This window comes from Pseudomonas putida, assembly GCF_016406145.1.
GTDB lineage: Bacteria > Pseudomonadota > Gammaproteobacteria > Pseudomonadales > Pseudomonadaceae > Aquipseudomonas > Aquipseudomonas putida_E.
Genome location: NZ_CP066306.1, coordinates 3,049,811 through 3,068,020, shown reverse-complemented (window position 1 = coordinate 3,068,020; position 18,210 = coordinate 3,049,811). Strand labels below are relative to the sequence as shown.

General features: G+C 60.9%; 15 protein-coding genes. 5 read left to right on the top strand and 10 right to left on the bottom strand.

What is annotated here, in order from left to right; all coding sequences use genetic code 11:
- Position 1 precedes the first annotated feature (1 nt).
- The 3 genes from cobN to JET17_RS14065 all read left to right on the top strand — a co-directional run bounded on the left by cobN (position 2) and on the right by JET17_RS14065 (position 5,434).
- Entirely contained in the window at positions 2 to 3,763 is a 3,762-nt protein-coding gene (cobN, locus tag JET17_RS14075; protein ID WP_012314623.1) for a cobaltochelatase subunit CobN, read from the top strand.
- A 1-nt stretch (position 3,764) separates the two neighbouring features.
- Positions 3,765 to 4,766, top strand: coding sequence for an ATP-binding protein (locus JET17_RS14070; RefSeq protein ID WP_012314622.1), 1,002 nt, complete (start codon positions 3,765 to 3,767; stop codon positions 4,764 to 4,766).
- Between the two features lie 77 nt (positions 4,767 to 4,843).
- Positions 4,844 to 5,434 carry a vWA domain-containing protein gene (locus tag JET17_RS14065; RefSeq protein WP_042111999.1) on the top strand — a complete coding sequence of 197 codons (591 nt, stop codon included), beginning with the start codon at positions 4,844 to 4,846 and terminating at the stop codon, positions 5,432 to 5,434.
- Positions 5,435 to 5,547: 113 nt separating this feature from the next.
- Here the strand turns inward: JET17_RS14065 and JET17_RS14060 are convergent, their stop codons facing one another.
- Positions 5,548 to 5,814: a hypothetical protein gene (locus JET17_RS14060; RefSeq protein ID WP_012314620.1), complete on the bottom strand. Its 267-nt coding sequence runs from the start codon at positions 5,812 to 5,814 to the stop codon at positions 5,548 to 5,550.
- Positions 5,815 to 6,156: 342 nt separating this feature from the next.
- On the opposite strand from JET17_RS14060, the gene JET17_RS14055 reads away from it, so the two are divergent.
- Positions 6,157 to 7,482, top strand: coding sequence for a sigma-54 dependent transcriptional regulator (locus JET17_RS14055; protein ID WP_012314619.1), 1,326 nt, complete (start codon positions 6,157 to 6,159; stop codon positions 7,480 to 7,482).
- A gap of 50 nt (positions 7,483 to 7,532) precedes the next feature.
- On the opposite strand, the gene JET17_RS14050 is transcribed toward JET17_RS14055, so the two are convergent.
- The 9 genes from JET17_RS14050 to pnuC all read right to left on the bottom strand — a co-directional run bounded on the left by JET17_RS14050 (position 7,533) and on the right by pnuC (position 16,692).
- The gene (locus JET17_RS14050) at positions 7,533 to 9,728 is read right to left on the bottom strand and encodes an LTA synthase family protein (protein WP_012314618.1); all 2,196 of its coding nucleotides are present in this window, start codon (positions 9,726 to 9,728) and stop codon (positions 7,533 to 7,535) included.
- Between the two features lie 135 nt (positions 9,729 to 9,863).
- Entirely contained in the window at positions 9,864 to 11,144 is a 1,281-nt protein-coding gene (locus JET17_RS14045) for a transporter (RefSeq protein ID WP_012314617.1), read from the bottom strand.
- 46 nt (positions 11,145 to 11,190) lie between these two features.
- Positions 11,191 to 11,934, bottom strand: coding sequence for a hypothetical protein (locus tag JET17_RS14040; RefSeq protein ID WP_012314616.1), 744 nt, complete (start codon positions 11,932 to 11,934; stop codon positions 11,191 to 11,193).
- A gap of 32 nt (positions 11,935 to 11,966) precedes the next feature.
- Complete coding sequence (locus JET17_RS14035; RefSeq protein ID WP_012314615.1) at positions 11,967 to 12,647, bottom strand: C39 family peptidase; 681 nt, start codon at positions 12,645 to 12,647, stop codon at positions 11,967 to 11,969.
- Positions 12,648 to 12,714: 67 nt separating this feature from the next.
- Positions 12,715 to 14,202 carry a hypothetical protein gene (locus JET17_RS14030; protein ID WP_012314614.1) on the bottom strand — a complete coding sequence of 496 codons (1,488 nt, stop codon included), beginning with the start codon at positions 14,200 to 14,202 and terminating at the stop codon, positions 12,715 to 12,717.
- A 48-nt stretch (positions 14,203 to 14,250) separates the two neighbouring features.
- A complete protein-coding gene (locus JET17_RS14025) occupies positions 14,251 to 14,829 on the bottom strand; it encodes a hypothetical protein (RefSeq protein ID WP_012314613.1) in 579 nt (192 codons plus the stop codon).
- A gap of 1 nt (position 14,830) precedes the next feature.
- The gene (locus JET17_RS14020; RefSeq protein ID WP_042111495.1) at positions 14,831 to 15,268 is read right to left on the bottom strand and encodes a hypothetical protein; all 438 of its coding nucleotides are present in this window, start codon (positions 15,266 to 15,268) and stop codon (positions 14,831 to 14,833) included.
- A 297-nt stretch (positions 15,269 to 15,565) separates the two neighbouring features.
- Positions 15,566 to 16,117: an AAA family ATPase gene (locus JET17_RS14015; RefSeq protein ID WP_012314611.1), complete on the bottom strand. Its 552-nt coding sequence runs from the start codon at positions 16,115 to 16,117 to the stop codon at positions 15,566 to 15,568.
- Positions 16,114 to 16,692, bottom strand: a complete 579-nt coding sequence (pnuC, locus tag JET17_RS14010) for a nicotinamide riboside transporter PnuC (protein ID WP_012314610.1) — start codon at positions 16,690 to 16,692, stop codon at positions 16,114 to 16,116. Before pnuC ends, JET17_RS14015 begins: the two co-directional genes overlap by 4 nt.
- A gap of 185 nt (positions 16,693 to 16,877) precedes the next feature.
- On the opposite strand from pnuC, the gene JET17_RS14005 reads away from it, so the two are divergent.
- Entirely contained in the window at positions 16,878 to 18,173 is a 1,296-nt protein-coding gene (locus tag JET17_RS14005) for a DUF2599 domain-containing protein (protein WP_012314609.1), read from the top strand.
- The last annotated feature ends 37 nt before the right edge of the window (positions 18,174 to 18,210 follow it).

Sequence of the window (18,210 nt, the reverse complement as noted above, 5' to 3'; positions counted from 1 at the left end):
CGTGCACTTGCTGCGGACCCAGCCCGGCGGCTTCGTGCCGGACGACAGCATCGCCGACCTCGGCCAGACACCCGCCGAGCTGGTGATCCTCTGCAGCGGCGACTCGCACTTGGCATTGCTCGCCGAAACCGCCGAGCAACTGCCAGACGACTACCCCAGCCTGCGCCTGGCCAACCCCATGCAGGTGCAAAACCATGCCTCCGTCGACCTGTATGTCGACGAGGTGTTGCGCCACGCCAAGGTTGTCCTGGTGTCTTTGCACGGTGGCGTCGGCTACTGGCGCTATGGGGTGGAACAGCTGGTCGACCTGGCTTCACGCGGCGTGCAATTGATCCTGGTGCCCGGTGACGACCGCCCCGATCCGGAGCTGACCGGGCTTGGCACCGTCACTGGGGAGCCAGCCGAGCACCTTTGGCATTACCTGCGTCAAGGCGGCAAGGCCAACGCTGTCAACCTGTTCAAGTACCTGGCCAGTCAGTGGCTGGGCCGCGATTACGCCTGGGATGCACCGCAACCGTTGCCACGCACGTCGGTGTATCACCCATGCATCCCCAATGCGACGCTCCAGGACTGGTTCGGCCAGTGGAGACCTGAGCGCCCGGTAGCGCCGCTACTGTTCTACCGTTCGCACCTGCAGGCAGCCAATACCGCGTTCATCGACGTGTTTTGCCAGCGCCTGCAGGCGGCAGGCCTCAATCCGCTGCCGATCGCCGTTGCCAGCCTCAAGGAAAGCGCCTGCCTGGAACAGGTCGAAAACTGGCTGGACGAAGTGGGCGCCGAGGTCCTGATCAATACCACGGGTTTTGCCATGTCCAGCCCGGAGCGTCCCAACCTGCGGCCGTTTCGCCGCGACATACCGGTGCTGCAGGCTATCTGTGCGCAGGACAACCAACCCGGTTGGCAAGCCAGCGAGCAGGGCCTGGGCGCTCGCGATCTGGCCATGCACATTGCCTTGCCCGAGCTGGACGGGCGCATCATTACCCGGCCGGTGAGCTTCAAGGACATGGCCTGGCGCAGCGAGCGCAGCCAGTCTGACGTGGTGTGCTATCGCGCCCATCCGGAGCGTATGGATTTTGTTGCCGAGCTGGCCAGACGCTGGGTGGAGCTGGCGCGCCTGCCCAATGGGCAAAAGCGCGTTGCGCTGGTGCTGGCCAACTACCCGACCCGGGACGGGCGCATCGGCAATGGTGTTGGGCTCGATACCCCTGCGGCGGCGCTTAATATTCTCAAGGCGCTGCAGGCTGAAGGCTACCCGCTGGGCGAACTGCCGGACAGCGGCACCCAACTGATTCACCAGTTGCTCGGCGGCGTCACCAACGATCTCGATCACCTCGACCAGCGCCCCTGCGCCCAGAGCCTGAGCCTGGCGGATTATCAGGCCGCTTTCGAGCGCCTGCCCGTAGCCAACCGCCAAGCTGTGCTGGAGCGCTGGGGGGCGCCCGAGCAGGACCCGATGTTCCGCAGCGGCCGCCTTATGGTGGCCGGGCTGCGCTATGGCATGACGTTCGTCGGCATCCAGCCGGCACGCGGTTACCAGGTCGACCCGAGTGCCGTATACCACGACCCGGACTTGGTTCCGCCGCATGGCTACCTGGCATTCCATTTCTGGCTGCGCCACGCCTTTGCCGCCGATGCGGTCATCCATGTGGGCAAACATGGCAATCTGGAGTGGCTGCCCGGCAAAGGCGTCGGCCTGTCTGACCAGTGCTGGCCGGATGCGTTACTCGGCCCGCTGCCGAACATCTACCCGTTTATCGTAAACGACCCGGGCGAGGGGGCTCAGGCCAAGCGCCGCACGCAGGCAGTGATCATCGACCACCTGATGCCACCGTTGACCCGAGCCGAAACCTACGGCCCGTTGCGCCATCTTGAACAACTGGCTGACGAGTTCTACGAAGCGCAGATGCTCGACCCGCGCCGCGCCCGTGAACTGCAGCGCGACATCCTCGAGCTGGTCAAGGCCAACCACATCGACCGCGAGCTGCAGCTGGAAGGGCAACTGGACGACGCCGCCGTGTGGCTGCCACGCCTGGATACCTACCTGTGCGACCTCAAGGAGTCACAGATTCGTGATGGCCTGCACGTATTTGGCCAGTCTCCGCAAGCCCGCCTGCGCATCGACACCTTGCTTGCTTTGCTTCGGGTCGAGCGCGGTGATGGTCGGGGTGGTAACGCCAGCTTGTTGCGCACGCTCGCCAAGGCTTTGTTGCTGGGCTTCGACCCTTTGGACTGTGACCTGGGGCAAAACTGGGCGGGGCCGCGTCCGGAGCGACTGCAGGCCGTCAGCGACGCTCCGTGGCGTACCTTTGGCGACAGCCGGGAACGCCTTGAGTTGCTGGCACTGCAGGTGATCGAGCAAGCTTTGAGCGGTACTCTGCAATTGCCCGACGAGATGCAATGGCAGCCGGTACGTCAGGTGGTGCAGGCATTACAGGAACAGGTAGCTCCAGATCTGGACGCCTGCGGGGCGGCCGAGATCAATGGCCTTCTCGCAGCTTTGGCGGGGCGCTTCGTACCAGCCGGCCCCAGCGGAGCACCCAGCCGCGGCCGCCTGGATGTGCTGCCAACGGGCCGCAACTTCTATACAGTGGATGTGCGCAACCTGCCAACCACGACTGCGTGGCGCCTGGGTTTCGCCTCCGCGAACCTGATTCTCGAACGCCATTTGCAGGACCACGGCGACCACCTGCGCCAGCTTGGCCTTTCGGTGTGGGGTACGGCAACCATGCGCACCGGCGGTGACGATATTGCCCAGGCCATGGCGCTGATGGGCGTGCGCCCGGTGTGGGCTACCGGTAGCCAGCGTGTCGACGATTTCGAGATCCTGCCGCTGAGCCTGCTCGATCGTCCTCGGGTGGATGTGACCTTGCGTGTCTCGGGTTTCTTCCGCGACGCTTTCGGCAACCTGATCCGCCTGTTCGATGCGGCGGTGCAGGCGGTAGCTGCGCTGGACGAACCGGAAGACCTCAACCCCCTGGCGGCGCGGGTACGCGCCGAGCGAGCGGCATTGCAGGCTGAAGGTTTGGAGGCCGAACAGGCTGCACGCCAGGCCGGTTGGCGGGTGTTCGGCGCCAAGCCCGGCGCCTACGGGGCCGGGGTGCAGAATGCAATCGATGGCCGCCTATGGCATAGCCGGGCTGATCTGGCCGAGGTTTACCTCAACCATGGCGGCTACGCTTACGGTGGCAGTGACGAAGGCACTCCGGCGCGTGTTCAGTTCGCCAGGCGGCTGGGCCAGGTCCAGGCGGTGCTGCAGAACCAGGACAACCATGAGCACGACCTGCTCGACTCCAACGACTATTACCAGTTCCAAGGTGGCATGCTGGCGGCGTCCGAAACCTTGTCCGGTGCGGTGGTGGCCAGCTATCACGGCGACCACAGCCAGGTCGACCGGCCGCGTATCCGCACCCTCAAAGAGGAACTGAACAGGGTCATTCGCGCACGTGCCCTCAACCCTAAATGGATCGACGGGGCCAAGCGGCATGGCTACAAGGGCGCCTTCGAACTGGCGGCGACGGTCGACAACCTGTTCGCTTTCGATGCCACCACACACCTGATCGATGACCATCATTATCAGTCGCTGGCCGATGCCTATGTGCTCGACCCGGCGACCCGCGACTTCATGCGTGAGCATAACCCCGAGGCTTTGCGAGACCTCACCGAGCGATTGCTGGAGGCCCAGCAGCGCGGGCTCTGGGAAGCGCCTGGTGACTACCGCGAAGCCCTTGAGGAGCAGTTGCTCGACGGCGAGGAACAAGCTTGAAATGAGTGAACCCGTGCAATTTCCCCTGGCGGCCGTGGTCGGTGCAGACGACCTGAAGCTGGCGCTGTGCCTGACCGCAATCGACCCGAAAATCGGCGGCGTGCTGATCGAGGGCCCGCGAGGCATGGCCAAAAGTACCCTGGCTCGCGGCTTGGCCGACCTGCTCGGTGAGGGGCCGTTCGTCACCCTGCCGCTGGGCGCCAGTGAGGAACGGCTGGTCGGCACGCTCGACCTCGATGCGGCACTGGGGCAGGGCAAGGCGCAATTTTCGCCAGGGGTGCTGGCCCAGGCTGATGGCGGCGTGCTGTACGTCGATGAAGTCAACCTGCTACCCGACACCTTGGTCGATCTCTTGCTCGATGTGGCTGCCAGCGGCACCAACCGTATAGAGCGTGACGGCATTTCCCACCGCCATAGTGCCCGTTTCGTTCTGATCGGCACCATGAACCCCGAAGAAGGCGAGTTGCGTCCGCAGTTGCTTGACCGTTTTGGCCTGAACGTGGTGCTAGACGGGCTGCCAGAGCCGGAGGCGCGCCAGCAGATCATTCGTCGTCGCTTGGCATTCGATACCGACCCCCTGGCGTTCTGTGAACAGTGGGCTGCTGCCCAGGAGCAGTTGCGCGAACGCTGTCACGCGGCGCGTCAGGGGTTGGCAGCGATAGCGCTGGACGATCAGGCCTTGGCCTGGATCACCGAGCGCTGTTTCGCCGCTGGGGTCGACGGCCTGCGTGCAGACCTGGTCTGGCTACGTGCCGCCCGCGCCCATTGTGCCTGGCGCGGTGGCGAGGCGATCGAGGAGCTTGATGTCGATGCGGTCGCGGAATTTGCATTGCGCCATCGGCGCCGCGTACCGCCAGAGGTGGCACCACCCTCCACGCCCCCCGAGGCAGGCGGGCGCGATGGACATAGCCAGGGCGGGCAGGGTGACTGGGGCGCGCTGCCTGCGCAGCCTGTGGCAAGCAGCGCCCGGCGTGAGGTACCGAACTGGGCAAAAAAGCCCTGAGCATCCGCCCGCCAGGCACTAAAGTGGCGGATGCCTTGCCCCGGGTCGGTAAGCTGAGTGGTGCCAGCCGTGGTCGCGTGCGCGCGGCGGGGAAAGGCCGAGTAGCCTGGCTTTCGACTTTGCTCAAGGGGCGGCCACGCCTGCCCAAGGACCTTTGCTGGCAACAGCGCCAAGGCAGTGCTGCCCAGCTGTGGCTGGTGATCGTCGATGCCTCGGCCTCCACCCGCCGGCACCAGGCACTGGCACAGAGTAAAGGGCTGCTGGCAGAGTTGTTCGACCAGGCTTATCGTCAGCGCGCCCGGCTAGCCTTGCTGACCGCCAGCGGCGGTGCACCGCAGTGGCAGCGTCATGGCCTGAAAGCCTCGGCGTCACTGCAACCCTGGTTGAACGCATTGGGTGCTGGCGGCGGTACGCCGTTGATCGCAGCCCTGGAGCAGGGCAGACGCTGGCTGCAGGCACGGCAAAAAGCCCATCCGCAAGAGCAGCAGCGCTGTCTGGTATTCACTGATGGACGTCTGCAGCGCTCAAATGATCTGCAGCCGATGCCTTGTGCCACACTATTGGTGGACATGGAAATGGCGCCGGTTCGTCTGGGGCGTGCACGGCAACTGGCCACGCAATTACAAGCACACTATCAGCATATCGAGCAATTCAGGCTAAAAGAGTGATGCACTGCGCGAGGGCGGGGCGACACTTTGTCGCAGTTGTGCAAGTTGCCTGAGAGGCACTGGAAAGTTGCACAAGTGCGTGCCGAACACGCACTTGCAGGCAAACTCTGATATTACTTCGGCATCGACCAGGGTTGCAGGGCATAACCTTTCTGGCACAGTTCGGCGCGCACTTCCTCGATCAGGCTGGCCCACTGGGCCGGGTCGGAATAAATACGCGAAGACACTTGCTTGCTGCCGATACGGGTGCTGGTCCGGTCGATCACTGCCAGGCTCAGCTCACCAGTACCATTGGGTGCATCCCAGGCGACGCACTGGAAGGGTTCGAAGGCGTGGTCGGCAATCAGCAGTGCTTCGTTGACACGGAGCGGGGCATTCATGGTTCGGTCTCTCTATGGTCCCAAACATCGAAATTCAAGTCCGCGTAACTGCACCATCGCTTCAGGTTGTGGCGAATCGCAGCGCGGGGTTATTTGTACTGATGCTCCAAGTTAGGGGTGAAGTCACACAGTGGCAGTAAAATTTTTTACGACGCACACGTTTTTGTTTCCTGCGCCGCCTGTGACGCCGTTTATTATGAAAAATTCCCGAATGCCCGAGAACCGTCTGAAATGGGCGGACAGACGGTAGTGGGCAGCGTCAAGTTCGTTGCTACTGTTAAATGGGCGCCGCAACTTACTGTTTTCTCGTAAAAAACCATAATCTGGCGCCAAGGAACGGTCATGCACGAAACCGCATCCCTTCGTCGCTTGCTCATCGTCGACCCCTGCGACGATTGCCACCGCTTGCTGCCGGGCCTTGAGAATGCCGGTTGGGATGTCCACAGTTGCAGCCTTGACCTGGCGCTGGAGCACCGTTGCGATATCGGCCTGTTGCGCTTGCAGGATTCGCATTTGCGACACCCCGATGCGGTCAAGGACATGATCAAGCGCAGCAACACTGAATGGATCGCGGTACTCAACGCCGAACAACTGCGAATGCAGAACGTGGGTGACTTCGTTTGTGAGTGGTTCTTCGATTTCCATACCTTGCCCTTCGATGTCTCTCGGGTGCTGGTGACGTTGGGACGCGCGTTTGGCATGGCTCGCTTGCGAGGCAAGGGGGCGGTGCCGATCGATGGCCTCAAGGACGAGTTGCTCGGCGACAGTCGACCGATTCTCGAATTGCGCAAACTGCTGGGCAAGCTGGCCCCAACCGAATCACCCGTGCTGATTCGCGGGGAAAGCGGTACAGGCAAGGAGCTGGTCGCTCGTACTCTGCATCGGCAATCGCAACGCTGCGAAAAGCCGTTTATCGCAATCAATTGCGGTGCGATACCCGAGCACCTGATCCAGTCGGAGCTGTTCGGGCATGAGAAAGGAGCTTTTACTGGCGCCCACCAGCGCAAGGTCGGCCGCATCGAAGCGGCCCATGGCGGCACCTTGTTCCTCGACGAAATTGGTGACCTGCCGTTGGAGTTACAGGCTAACCTGCTGCGGTTTCTGCAGGAAAAGCACATCGAACGGGTAGGTGGAAGCCAGCCGATACCGGTCGATGTGCGGGTGCTGGCGGCGACGCACGTGGACCTGGAGCGTGCCATCGAACAAGGCCGCTTTCGCGAAGACCTGTACTACCGGCTAAATGTCTTGCAGGTGGTGACGGCGCCTCTGCGAGACCGGCATGGTGACCTGTCGATGCTGGCCAACCATTTTTCTCATTTCTATAGCCTGGAAACAGGCCGCAGGCCGCGCACATTCAGTGATCACGCTTTGGCTGCAATGGGCCGCCATAATTGGCCGGGCAATGTGCGGGAGCTGGCCAACCGGGTGCGTCGGGGGCTGGTGCTGGCAGAAGGGCGACAGATCGAGGCCCAAGACCTTGGCCTGCATGTGCTGGAACAGGAAGATCTGCCGTTGGGTACCCTGGAAGACTACAAGCACCGGGCAGAACGTCAGGCTTTGTGTGATGTGCTCAACAGGCACAGCAACAACCTGAGCTTTGCCGCAAAGGTGCTCGGAATATCACGCCCTACGTTTTATCGGCTATTGCACAAGCACCAGATCCGCTGAACTTTTTGCAGCGGCGCCTACCTTGGGAGCCGCCTGCGACAGAGAGCCGATCAGCTCGACTGGGCGATATGCCCCTGCGAACCATCTTCGACCGTCTCATCTTCCCCTGGCAGCGCCGTGATCACACTGAAATCGCTGACTTCGACTTCCCCTGCGCCATAGCCCAGCAGGTGGAATGAAAACGCCTTGCGCTGCGTCGGGTTGTCGAAGCCGAACTCCATCTCCAGCGGTTCAGCGGCCGTCACGCGAATTTCTGCGGGCAGCCCCAGTGGCACATCCTGCTCCCGTTCCTTGGCCTTGAGTTGAATGTAGGCGGCATGCTGTGGGTCGAGTGCGCGTACCTTGACCCTTACCCGCGTGCGTGAACCCCCAGGCATCTCCATGTACTGCGCGCCAATCAGGTTATCGGCCCAGTCATCGCGAATTCGCGCTTGCAGCTGGATGGGCGAGGGGCCGCCGAACTGATAGCGCAGGTTGAGCGGCGTTTGCAGCAAGGACTGGTCGAGCACGCCGGCGAGGGCGCCGAGTTGAGCGCCGAGTCGGCTGTCGCCAGCGCCGAGGTACTTGGCCTTTTCGGCAATGAAGCCCTCGCTGGCATAGCGGCGGCAACGCTGCTGGAAGTCGCACTCAGTGAACACGCCCTGGCCATCGTGGTAGCGCAACATCGCGTTGGTGTAGGAAATCATCTCGCGACCAGTATCGTAATTGCGGTAAAGCGAGCGGCCGCCCAAGGCGGCGGGTATTGGCAAGGCGAAATAATCGAGCAAGGACGTTGCCAGATCGATATGGCCGTAGGTGCCATGTTTGATATGTGGTAGCTGCGCCTGCTCCGGGGCCAAGGTCAGGTTGAAGCCCCAAGAGGAGGCAAGACGCACCCCGTCGATACCGTGGGACTCGTCGGAGGTGACTACCACCAGAGTGTCTTCCAGCACGCCTTGGCGTTCGAGGTTGTCGAGGAAAGCACCGATTGCGTCATCCAGATAAGCCACCGCAGCCTGCTTGGCTGTGTCATGCCGCTCCAGGTATTGAGCGGGCGCCGAATACGGTTGGTGGGTACCCACGGTGAGCAGGGTAAGCATCCAGGGGCGGTCTTGTTGCCTGAGCTGGCCTACGTAGTCCAGCGCACCCTCGAAAAACGCGCGGTCATCCTTGCCCCAGGGGAATTGCAGGTAATTCTCGTTGCTGAACCATTCCAGGCCGTGCACCGAGTCGAAACCGATGTGCGGCATGATGCGGTCCTTGGCCATGAAGCGCAGGCCAGCACCTTGCAGGTAATGCGTGGTGAAGCCGGCTTGGCGCAGCTGGGCTGGCAGGCAAGCCTGGTTGCGCTGGTGCTGGGTGAGCAGCTCCATACCTTTTGGCGTACCGTTGGCAAGCTTGTCGTAGTCACCGCAAAGCATCGCATACAGGCCACGAATCGTCTGGTGAGTATGCAATACGTAGTCTGGCGTGTTCATGCCACGCTCCGCCCAGCGGCTGAGGTTAGGCATCAGGTTTTCGTCAAAACGGCTGTGCAGGGCCTGACGGTTGGGCCGCACATAGGCGCCTGGGATGCCTTCGAGGGTGATCACCAGCAGGTTGCGGGCACGGCCGCTTGCCAACTTCTGGCCGTTCAGGTCGGACTGGGTAAGGCCGGCACTGGGCAGGGGCGTGATCGGTTGCGTTTGCCCGGCCCAGCTCAGTGCCTTGTGCTGCAACGTACCGACGCCGACGGAAAGGAGCTGGTGGGGAAGGTTGTACTGGCGCCACTGTTCGGCTTCAGACGGCGCCAGATGCTGAGCGCCCCAGTGCAAACCAAACAGCGTCAGCGGTATGGCCAGCGCCTTGGGCCCCAGTGGTGCGTCAGGCGTTGTGCGGCTGCGCCAGGCAGAGCGCGCCCAAACCAACAGGCCAGCGCCCAGGACCCAAGGCAACCAGGTGTTGGCAAGTCCGCCGTCGGTGGAGTTTTCCATGAACTGTGTATCGAACAGGTAACCCAGGTCGGCACTGGTGGGCAACCGTCCCACTGCACTGACCAACTCTGCCGAGGCGACCCATAATGCAGCCCACGCCAGCAGCACGGGCGTTGCCAGCCACCAGGGCCTGCGGTGCAACAGCAGCACCAGCAGGCTGCCCAAGGCAAGGTCCGATAGATAGCCCAGCGGGTTGGACCAACCCAGCAGGGTACGCGCAGCCAGGGGTATCACCATTACCAGGGTCGCAAGGGCTACGAGCCGGGTATGCGTATGGCCGTGCAGGTTTTTCACGAAAACTTTCCTTGATTGCCGTTAAAACGTCACAAATGTGTGCGCCATCATAGCAGGGCGGGGTCATGAAAGCGGCTGACTACAAGGTTGGTCACCAAAAAAGCCGGGCCCGCCGGGAGCCCGGTTACACCGACATCAGAAGTAGTAAGGGAACTTCAGGCTGAAGGAAAAGTCCGGGGCATCGTCGGTCAGGCCGATGGCAAGGTTCGGGACGATGGTCAGGTTGTTGGAGGCCGCGAAGGTCATGCCGATGTTGAAGTTCGCCGCGTTGTAGTCGCTGTTGGTGATTGACTGCCAGTCACCACCGTCCGGTTTGATCTTGCTCTTGCTCGAGAACTGATCGGTGACTGAGAACGACATGCTCATTTTCTCGTTCAAGGCGAACGCAATGCCGCCGCCGATCTGCCAGGAGTCCCCGAGTTTCACGTCACCAGGCACCTTGGTGTTGACCGTGGGGCTGATGTCGCTGAACGAGTCCTCCATGTTGTAGGTGTAGGACAGGCTGGCGAACAGCACTGCCGGGTCGAAGGTCTTGACCAGCGAGATACCGGGCGTGATCGCCCAGACACCGTTGCCGGTCGGTAAGTCCTCAGGGACAGCGAGGTTGTCATTACCGGCAACCGGGATGAGTTTGATGCCATAGGGGTCGTCGCCAGTGGGCGCCTTGATGCGCAGTGTGGCGACTGCGTCGGGCCAGTTCTCCGACTCATCCAGGAACTTGTAGGCCACGCCGACGTTGATATCACCCAGGGCGGGGTCGCGGGTAACGGTACCATCGGAGCTGACACCGGCCGCTCCACCTGCGCCGCCGGAAGAGTAGGTCGATTCACGGTAGACAATGGGTACGTTGATGTCGAACTGCCAGCGCTGATCGACGTTGTAGCGAGCCGTCAGGTCCAGCGTCCAGTTGTCTGCCTTGATGCGGTCGATGTTGATGTTGCCGAGGAAGATCGAATCGAGGGCGAGGAAACCGTTGAGGGTCAGGGCGCGCGTGTCGTAGTGGGTGTAGGTCAGCCCGGTTTCGACACTGAACTTGCCGCCGCCGAAGAATCCACTGGCTTCGTCGTACAGGTTGGAGACACTTTGCGCAGGCTCCGAATCTTCCTGCAGCGATTGGCCATAGGAACTGCCGGTGGTCCCAGGTGCGCCCGATGCCACGGTCTGTCCACCCTTGACGCCCTCGGCGGGCGACTTTGTCAGGCGCTTTGGCGCTGGAGCTCTCGGCGCCTCCTCCACCTGGCGCAGGCGTTGTTCCAGTACCATCAGTGCGTTCTGTTGGGCTTCATAACGCTCTTTGAGCGCCATCAGTTCCTGTTTGAGAGTTTCGACCTGTGGGTCGGTTGCCGCCTGTAGCAGAGTGGCCGGGGCCAAGGTTGTCAAACAAACGATAACTCTGAACGTCAACAAACGGTGCATGGGTTAGCCGTCCCTTCTGACTACATACGATGAGACTGAGCGTAGATCAGTATCCAAGATTGCGAAGGCCTTTGAGCTGATCAAGGTTTGGGGCCATCGATCCGGCTGTGGGCGCGTCACGCAGCACCACATTGAGCGACGTCAGGTTGCTGACGCGGTTGCTGGCGCCGAGCAGGGTAGTGTTCTGCATGAGGCCGCCCTGGCCCAAGCGCTGCACGGTGTTGCCCTGGTTGTTGCTGGCGATGATGCTCAGCTGCACGCCGCGGCCACTGGAGGTAACGCTCAGCGAGCCTGCGCCATTGGCGCCGACCAGCGTAGAGCCAGCGGCCAGGGCCTGGCCCTGGGGTTGGCTCGCGGGCGCTTGGTTGGCCTTGGTGACATTGATGTCGACATTGTTATGGGCGGTGTTGTAATCGCCGGCAGCACGCACGACCTGGGTTACGCCTTCAGTGCTGTTCAGGCCACCGCCGCCGGTGACGGTACCGGTGCCGGCGCTGCTCGATTGCGGCCTGCCTGTACCTTTTTCATTGATCATCGATACATAGAACTGCGGTTTGATGGTCGACTGCTGGATCTGCATGCTGGAGGTTGCACCGATCACTTCACCGTTGGCGTTCTGCCAGGTGCTGGTCATGACGATGCCAAAGCTGACGATGCGCCCAGGCATTACGTAGCGCCCGCGCAGGTTGGCCAGTTCCTGATCTTTCAACTCAATCGGTTTGAACGTTTCTGCCTGGGTCGGAAGGCTGGCGGCCAGGCAAATGGCGGCCAGCCAGATTGAAGTCTTCATGGGATGCTCCCGGAGCTTCTTGCCCATTGTCGTTAGAAGAAGTCGCTTTGGATGAATCCGAAGTCCATCAGCTCGGCGTCCTGCACCGGGGTGAAGTTGCTGACACGGTTCTTGGCGCTCAGCGGCAGCGGCGGATCAAGCAGGATATTGCTCTTGTCGTACCCTTGGCCGATGACGGCGAATATGATGCCGTTCCAGCCTTTGACGAAGTCATCGATCTTGAAGCGCTTGTGTCCTAATACCGGGTCGCCGATGTATACCCAGCCCTTGTCGACTTTCTGCATTACTACGAAGTGCTTGTAGCCGCGGATGTCCATTAGCACGACCACCGGTATGCGGATACTGTGCAAGGTGTCCGGGGCTACCCGATAGCCGCGAGCGCGCATGCCCAGGCTTTCCACGTAGCGCTTCATGTCGAGCATCGAGAAGCCTTGGGTGCGGACCAGGTCCTGGTCAGCGTGTGCCAGCATGCCTTCTATTACGTGCTGTTCGTCGACGTCCAGCCAATAGGCCTGACGCAGGATGGTTGCCAGTGAGGCCGCACCGCAACTGAAGTCGGTTTTCTGCTGTACCAGGTCAGCGAACTTGCGTTCGCGGATGCTCTGGATGGGTTTGTAGATCACCGCGCCACCCGGTAGCACGGACAATGGCATCTGGGCTGCTTCGCTGACACCGGCCATGCCCAGCAACACTGCCAAGGCGATCATGCGCATGTTCGACGCCCCCTGTTTTCTCTTGTTAGAAAGAGGCCCCCCGAAGGGGGCCTCCAGGCCGCAGTTGTTACATCGAGGTGTTGGAGATGGCCAGCGAGTTGCTTTGCTGGTTGCCCACACCTGCTGCCACGTTGACGCCCAGGTTGCCGCTGCCACCATTGACCGAACCACTCAGGGTCGCGGTGTTGGTCACAGGGTTGGCCCAGCCGGTCGGGGTCAGCACTTGGAACGACACGGTGTTGCTCAGTGCAAACTCGCTAGACTCGCTGAAGCTCTTCGAGATGCTGTCCGAAGATTCCGACGCTTTTTCGCCAGCTTTCTCGTAGGCTGAAGCGCTTGCTTTTTCCCATGCCGAGTCGTGTGCCTTCTCGTAGGCGGTATCGCGAGACTTGTCATAGGACGAGTCACGGGTACGGTCATACGAAGAGTCATACGCCTTGTCGAAGGACGAGTTGTAGGACTTGTCGAACGACGAGTTGCTGGCCGACTCATGCGAGGTATCGACCGATGCATCAAGCGAGGCATTGAGTGAGGCGTCGAACTCCGCGCTGCGAGAGCGCTCGAAGCGACCAAACGTTTCGGACGAGGAGGAGCTGCCGTTAGCGCTTGCATCGAGCGATGCATTGAGCGAAGCACTAGACGAAGAGCTGTGGTCCCGGCTGGCCGAACCGCTGGCATCCCAACCGCTGGAGCCGCTGGCGGCCATACTGTTGGTGCCACTGGCGCTGCTGCTGTTGGAGCCGCTGGCGCTCATGCTGCTCGAGCCGCTGGAGCTGCTGCTCTTCGAACCGCTGGCGCTGCTGCTGTTGGAGCCAGCCACACTGAAGCTCGAGCTGGAGCTCTTGTCGACGCTTGCATCGAACGAGCCACTACGCGAGGACGAACCGCTCTTGCTGGTGGTGAAGGTCAATGTGTCCACGGTATAGGTGCGGTCGGCGCGGTTGTTGACTACCAGGCCAGGGCCACTCTGATCGGCTGAAGCTTTGGCGGTCGAGTTACCGATAGCGGCGCTGTTGTTGGCAATAGCCATGGTATTTTTCTGCTGGTTCAGGTCGCCGCCAGCCACGTTGATACCAATGTTGCCGCTGCTGCCATCAGCCGAGCCGCTCATGACCGCGGAGCTTTGGGTCGACCAGTTGTTGACGGTGTTATTGTTGCTGCGCTGGACAACATCGGCGGTTGCGGTGGCAGTGCCGAAGACGAAGCTGTTGTCGATGTCGGCATTGTCAGATGACGTGTTGGCGATTGCTGCGGCGTTGTCCTGTTGGTTGCCGTTACCGGCTGCCACGTTGACGCCCACGTTGCCACTTGCGCCAGTACCGGAGCTGCTCATCTCGGCTTCGTTGATGGTGCCTTCGTTGCGGATGCTGTTGTTAGTGCTTCTCTGCATGTCGGTCGCTTCAGCAGTGGCACTGGTGTACACGGCTTTTGCCGGTGGTGTGTAGTTGTGGTTGTGGCCGTTGCCACGCCTGTCGTTCTGATCCGCTTGTGCAGCAACAGCCATGACCGCAGCAATTGCGAAAACCAGAGGCTTGATTGCCATCGAGGGTTTCATGGTGTTTCTCCGTCTTTTTAGGTTAAGTGTTGTTCTCACCTGTTTGGGTCAGTTTGCGACCCGTACGCTCAGGGTGTTTGCCGTCTGGTTGCCCACCCCGGCGCTCTGATTCAGCTGGATGACCCCGCGACTACCGGTGAATGCCTGGTCACCGGTAGTGACCTGGCGATAGCCGGGTGAGGTATCAGTTGGATCGGAGCTGTTGATCAGCGCCACGTTCTGCTGCAACAGGACGCTGTCATCGATGCTTTGCGGTTGTGTACTGATGCTGATGCGCAGGGCATTGGCCTGTTGGGTGCTGGCGCCTGCGCTCTGGTTGACCCCCAGAGCGCCGCTGCCATGGCTGAAGGCGTCGCCCTGAATGCTGGCGGTGGCTCCCATATTGGGATCGACGATCGACTGCTGGCGTTGGCGAATCTGCGTGGTTGCATCAGCCCCGTGGCCAATCGCAAAAGCCCGGGCATTGGCCTGTTGCTGCCGGTCGCCTGCGGCCTGGTTTACGCTGAAGTTGCCTTGGTATTGCGCGCCGGAGCTGTCGATGGTGGCATTGTTGAGTACGGGGACTGGGGATTGGGCGAGGGCCGACACACTGAACAACGTGGCCATGATAGACAACGTCTGCCTCATCTCATTTGCCTCCGGTAAGGATCTGCAGGGGGGCAAGGCCACGCTGAACGCTTGAGTTGACCATGTTTGAAATGCCGTTGCCGGAGCCTGTGCCACGACCAGCTGCCATGTTTGGTAGCTGGTTCTGGTTGCTGATGTTGCCGCCCAGATTGTCGGTCTGCTGGGTAATCAGCGAAGAAATTCCCGTGCCACTGGTGATGTTGGCGAAGTCGCCATCGCTCAATTCTGTGCTCTGTTTGAGCACGTACGCGGACGGGTTGGCGTTGGCGGTAGTGGGGTTGGGGTCGGGCGCCAGTGGCGCACGTATCGCCATTCGAGGCTGTACATCGCGGGTGATCACGATGATCCCGTTGTCTGCCTGGACCGGCAGCGCCATGCCTGCTCCCAATACGCAACCGACAAACAGGAGGCGGGTAATGCCTTTATCCAGTGTGCTCACGACGGCGATTCCTTCTTCGTGCGCTGGCCTAGTTCAGCGTTGCGAGGAGGAGAGCAGGAGGCGTGCCGCTTTTGGAAAAGGCTATAAATTCAGTGGATTGCAGAAATTAGCTGGGAGCGACCGGAAGTTGTTGTATCAGCGCTGAGACACATTCGCCGGCGCTTGCCGTTTTGCCCTCTATGCACGTTGCCTGCAGCGCTTTTTTTAACAATGTCTCATCCGTTTGACACTCCCCCCGCAATTGGTGGGGAAGTGCGCAAATACGGGGGGCAAGGCCCAGCGAGGTGTATCACCGGTTTAACACTCGGTGGGGCAGTGCGCAGTTGTGCCCAGCAGCAGGTGTTGCACGGCACGTAATGCTGAGGCGCTACGCTGGGACCAGTGGCCGTCAATGATTTCCAGCCTTTGCTGATGGCGCTGCAGCCATTGCAGGCTGTCATCGAAGAATGCCTGGCGGTCAGCCAGGTCGGGCTGGCTGCGCTGGCCATCGGCAACCCAGCCAACCCCTTGCGGACTGAGCAGCAGATGCAGGTCGTAGTGGCGTGCAAGCAAGGCCTGTTCAAGCCAGGGTGGGCAATCCTGGAACAGCGCTTGGCTCCAAAGCATATTGCTGAGCAGGTGGGTATCGAGGATCAGCAACGGCGGCGCCATCTCCCGGGCCTGGTCCTCCCAGGCCAACTGGCCGCGGGCGATGGGGGTGATATCGGCATAGCAGGTGTCGCGGCATTGCTGGTCGATGAAATACCGCACGTACTCGCTGACCACCACACCGCCAAAGTGCGCCTGGATTTCGCCGCTTAGCCAGCTTTTGCCGGTGGACTCAGGGCCGCACAGTACCAGGACCTTCATGGCTGCACCTCGTTTGCCCGCAGCGCAGGGTCATGGCGCCACTCCAGCCAGCCACGCACGGCGATGAGGGTCAGCAAGGCGAAGAAGCCGGCCGTGAAATACAGCTGCTGGTGCAGGTACTGGCCGACATAGACCACGTCGACCACCACCCAAAGCGGCCAGCATTGCACGCGTTTCTGCGCCATCCACACTTGCGCGACCAGGCTGAAGCCGGTCAGCGTGGCATCCAGCCAGGGCAGGACAGCATCGGTCCAGTAGGCCATGGCTGCGCCGAGTGCAACGCTGAGCAACAGGCCGAGCGCCAGCCCGATGAGCACCGCATGGCCGGGCAGGTGCGACACCACACGAGCATCCTCGGCGCGGCCCGGGCGTTTCCATTGCCACCAGCCGTACAGTTGCAACACCGCGTAGGCTCCTTGCAGCAGCATGCCCGAGTACAGCTTCACATCGAAGAACAACCAGCCATAAATGAGCACCATGACCAGGCCCACCGGCCAGCACCAGGCATTCTGTTTGACGGTGAGCCACACGGCGGCGGTGCCGAGGATGGCGGCGATGAGTTCGAGGCCGGACATCGGCGATCCTTGGAACAATCGGGGGCGCGATTGTACCGCGAACGCCGTCGAGTGCCAGCGCAAATGTTGGCATTAAATCCGGCCAAATCAAAAACTAGTAATTTTGTCAGTTGCCGCCATGAGCTCATAACTTTAGCCTCTTTCACGCAGTTGTATTAATTGCACAACTTAACAGAGGCAATGTCATGAATATATTGGCAGGTAAAGTCGCGCCCGTGTTATTTATTCCTCTCATCACTTTTACAGTGTCCGTACAGGCTGCTAGTTGTGAGTCTGTAGTGTCGGAAATTACCCGGTGGTACAACAATACGCCGTCCGCTTGCGGTAACGACCCTGCGGTTGACTGCTCCGGTGTGATGATGCGAGCGACGCATCGATGGGATGAAGCCGGCGCAAGGCAGCCACAGCGTTATGACGTGTGGAACCCTAGCCCGGCCTCGCAGACTTCCGGGGGTGTTTCGGTGTCCTGGATGCGCAGTGATCGAATCGGTTACGAGGACCCCGGGCTGAACGCTAACAACGGCATTATTTTTACGCCGCGCCAGTTTGTTGAACGACCACTATCCAAACTTGATGTTTATTGTGCTTACCCCATTGATGCGTGGACGGATTATCGGGCTGAACGCGGCTGTGGCGATAACAGGCAAACATCAAACGTTGAAAAAAGTTGCCAGGCACTCGGTATCAACGACCTCAATGGCTGGAAACAGCACTACGAGGCTTTGGGCGGTAGTTCAGACCGCCAAGTGCGCCACAAACGCCAGTGTGCCTTCAGCATGCGCGGCAGCATGTCCCGCACCGAACGCCGGGATGCGTTTGAGCAATTTATCAAAGCGCGCAAATCGATCGCCGGCAGAACCGAAGGCCGACAGGTGCAGACGGAGTTGAGGGTGGTTACCTGGGGTGCCGATAAGGCCCCGGTGGCGGCATTCTTTTACAGCGAGGCGCGCGGCAGGAAGGATGCCATGAAGAATCAGTTCGACTATTACCAGAAAACCGGCAGGTGGGTGCCCACCGTGAAAATGGATTTCCCCAAGAACGCCGACAGCAAAGCCCGATTTGCCTGCGAGGCGACAGCTCAGCACAAGGACCTGCCAAGGCCGGTGAAGGTCTCGGCGAAATCGTGCGACGGCTTTATTCAGACAGCCAAGTGGATCCAGCGTGATGACCCGAAACTGGGTAAAGGCGTGTGGACGCTTTCGGTTACGCCTACTGATTGTGGGCGCAGGATCAAGAGCGATCAGACGGACGCCATGTATGCCGAGCTGGTGCGCAAGTATGGTGCCGACCCGCGTTGGAGTGGTGCCAAATATGGAGGCGGCATGCGGCGCCAGTTGGTATGTCACCTGACCCATGTCTCCAAAGGCCAAGAAGTGCGCTACAAACCGGTCTACAACCTGGAACCGTCAAGACCTGACGTTAGCCACGATCAGTCATTAGCGCAGGGCTGCAACCCGTATCCGGCAGTTCCCTACCTGTGACACCCACCACGTGCAGCCCAGCGCAAGACTATGCATC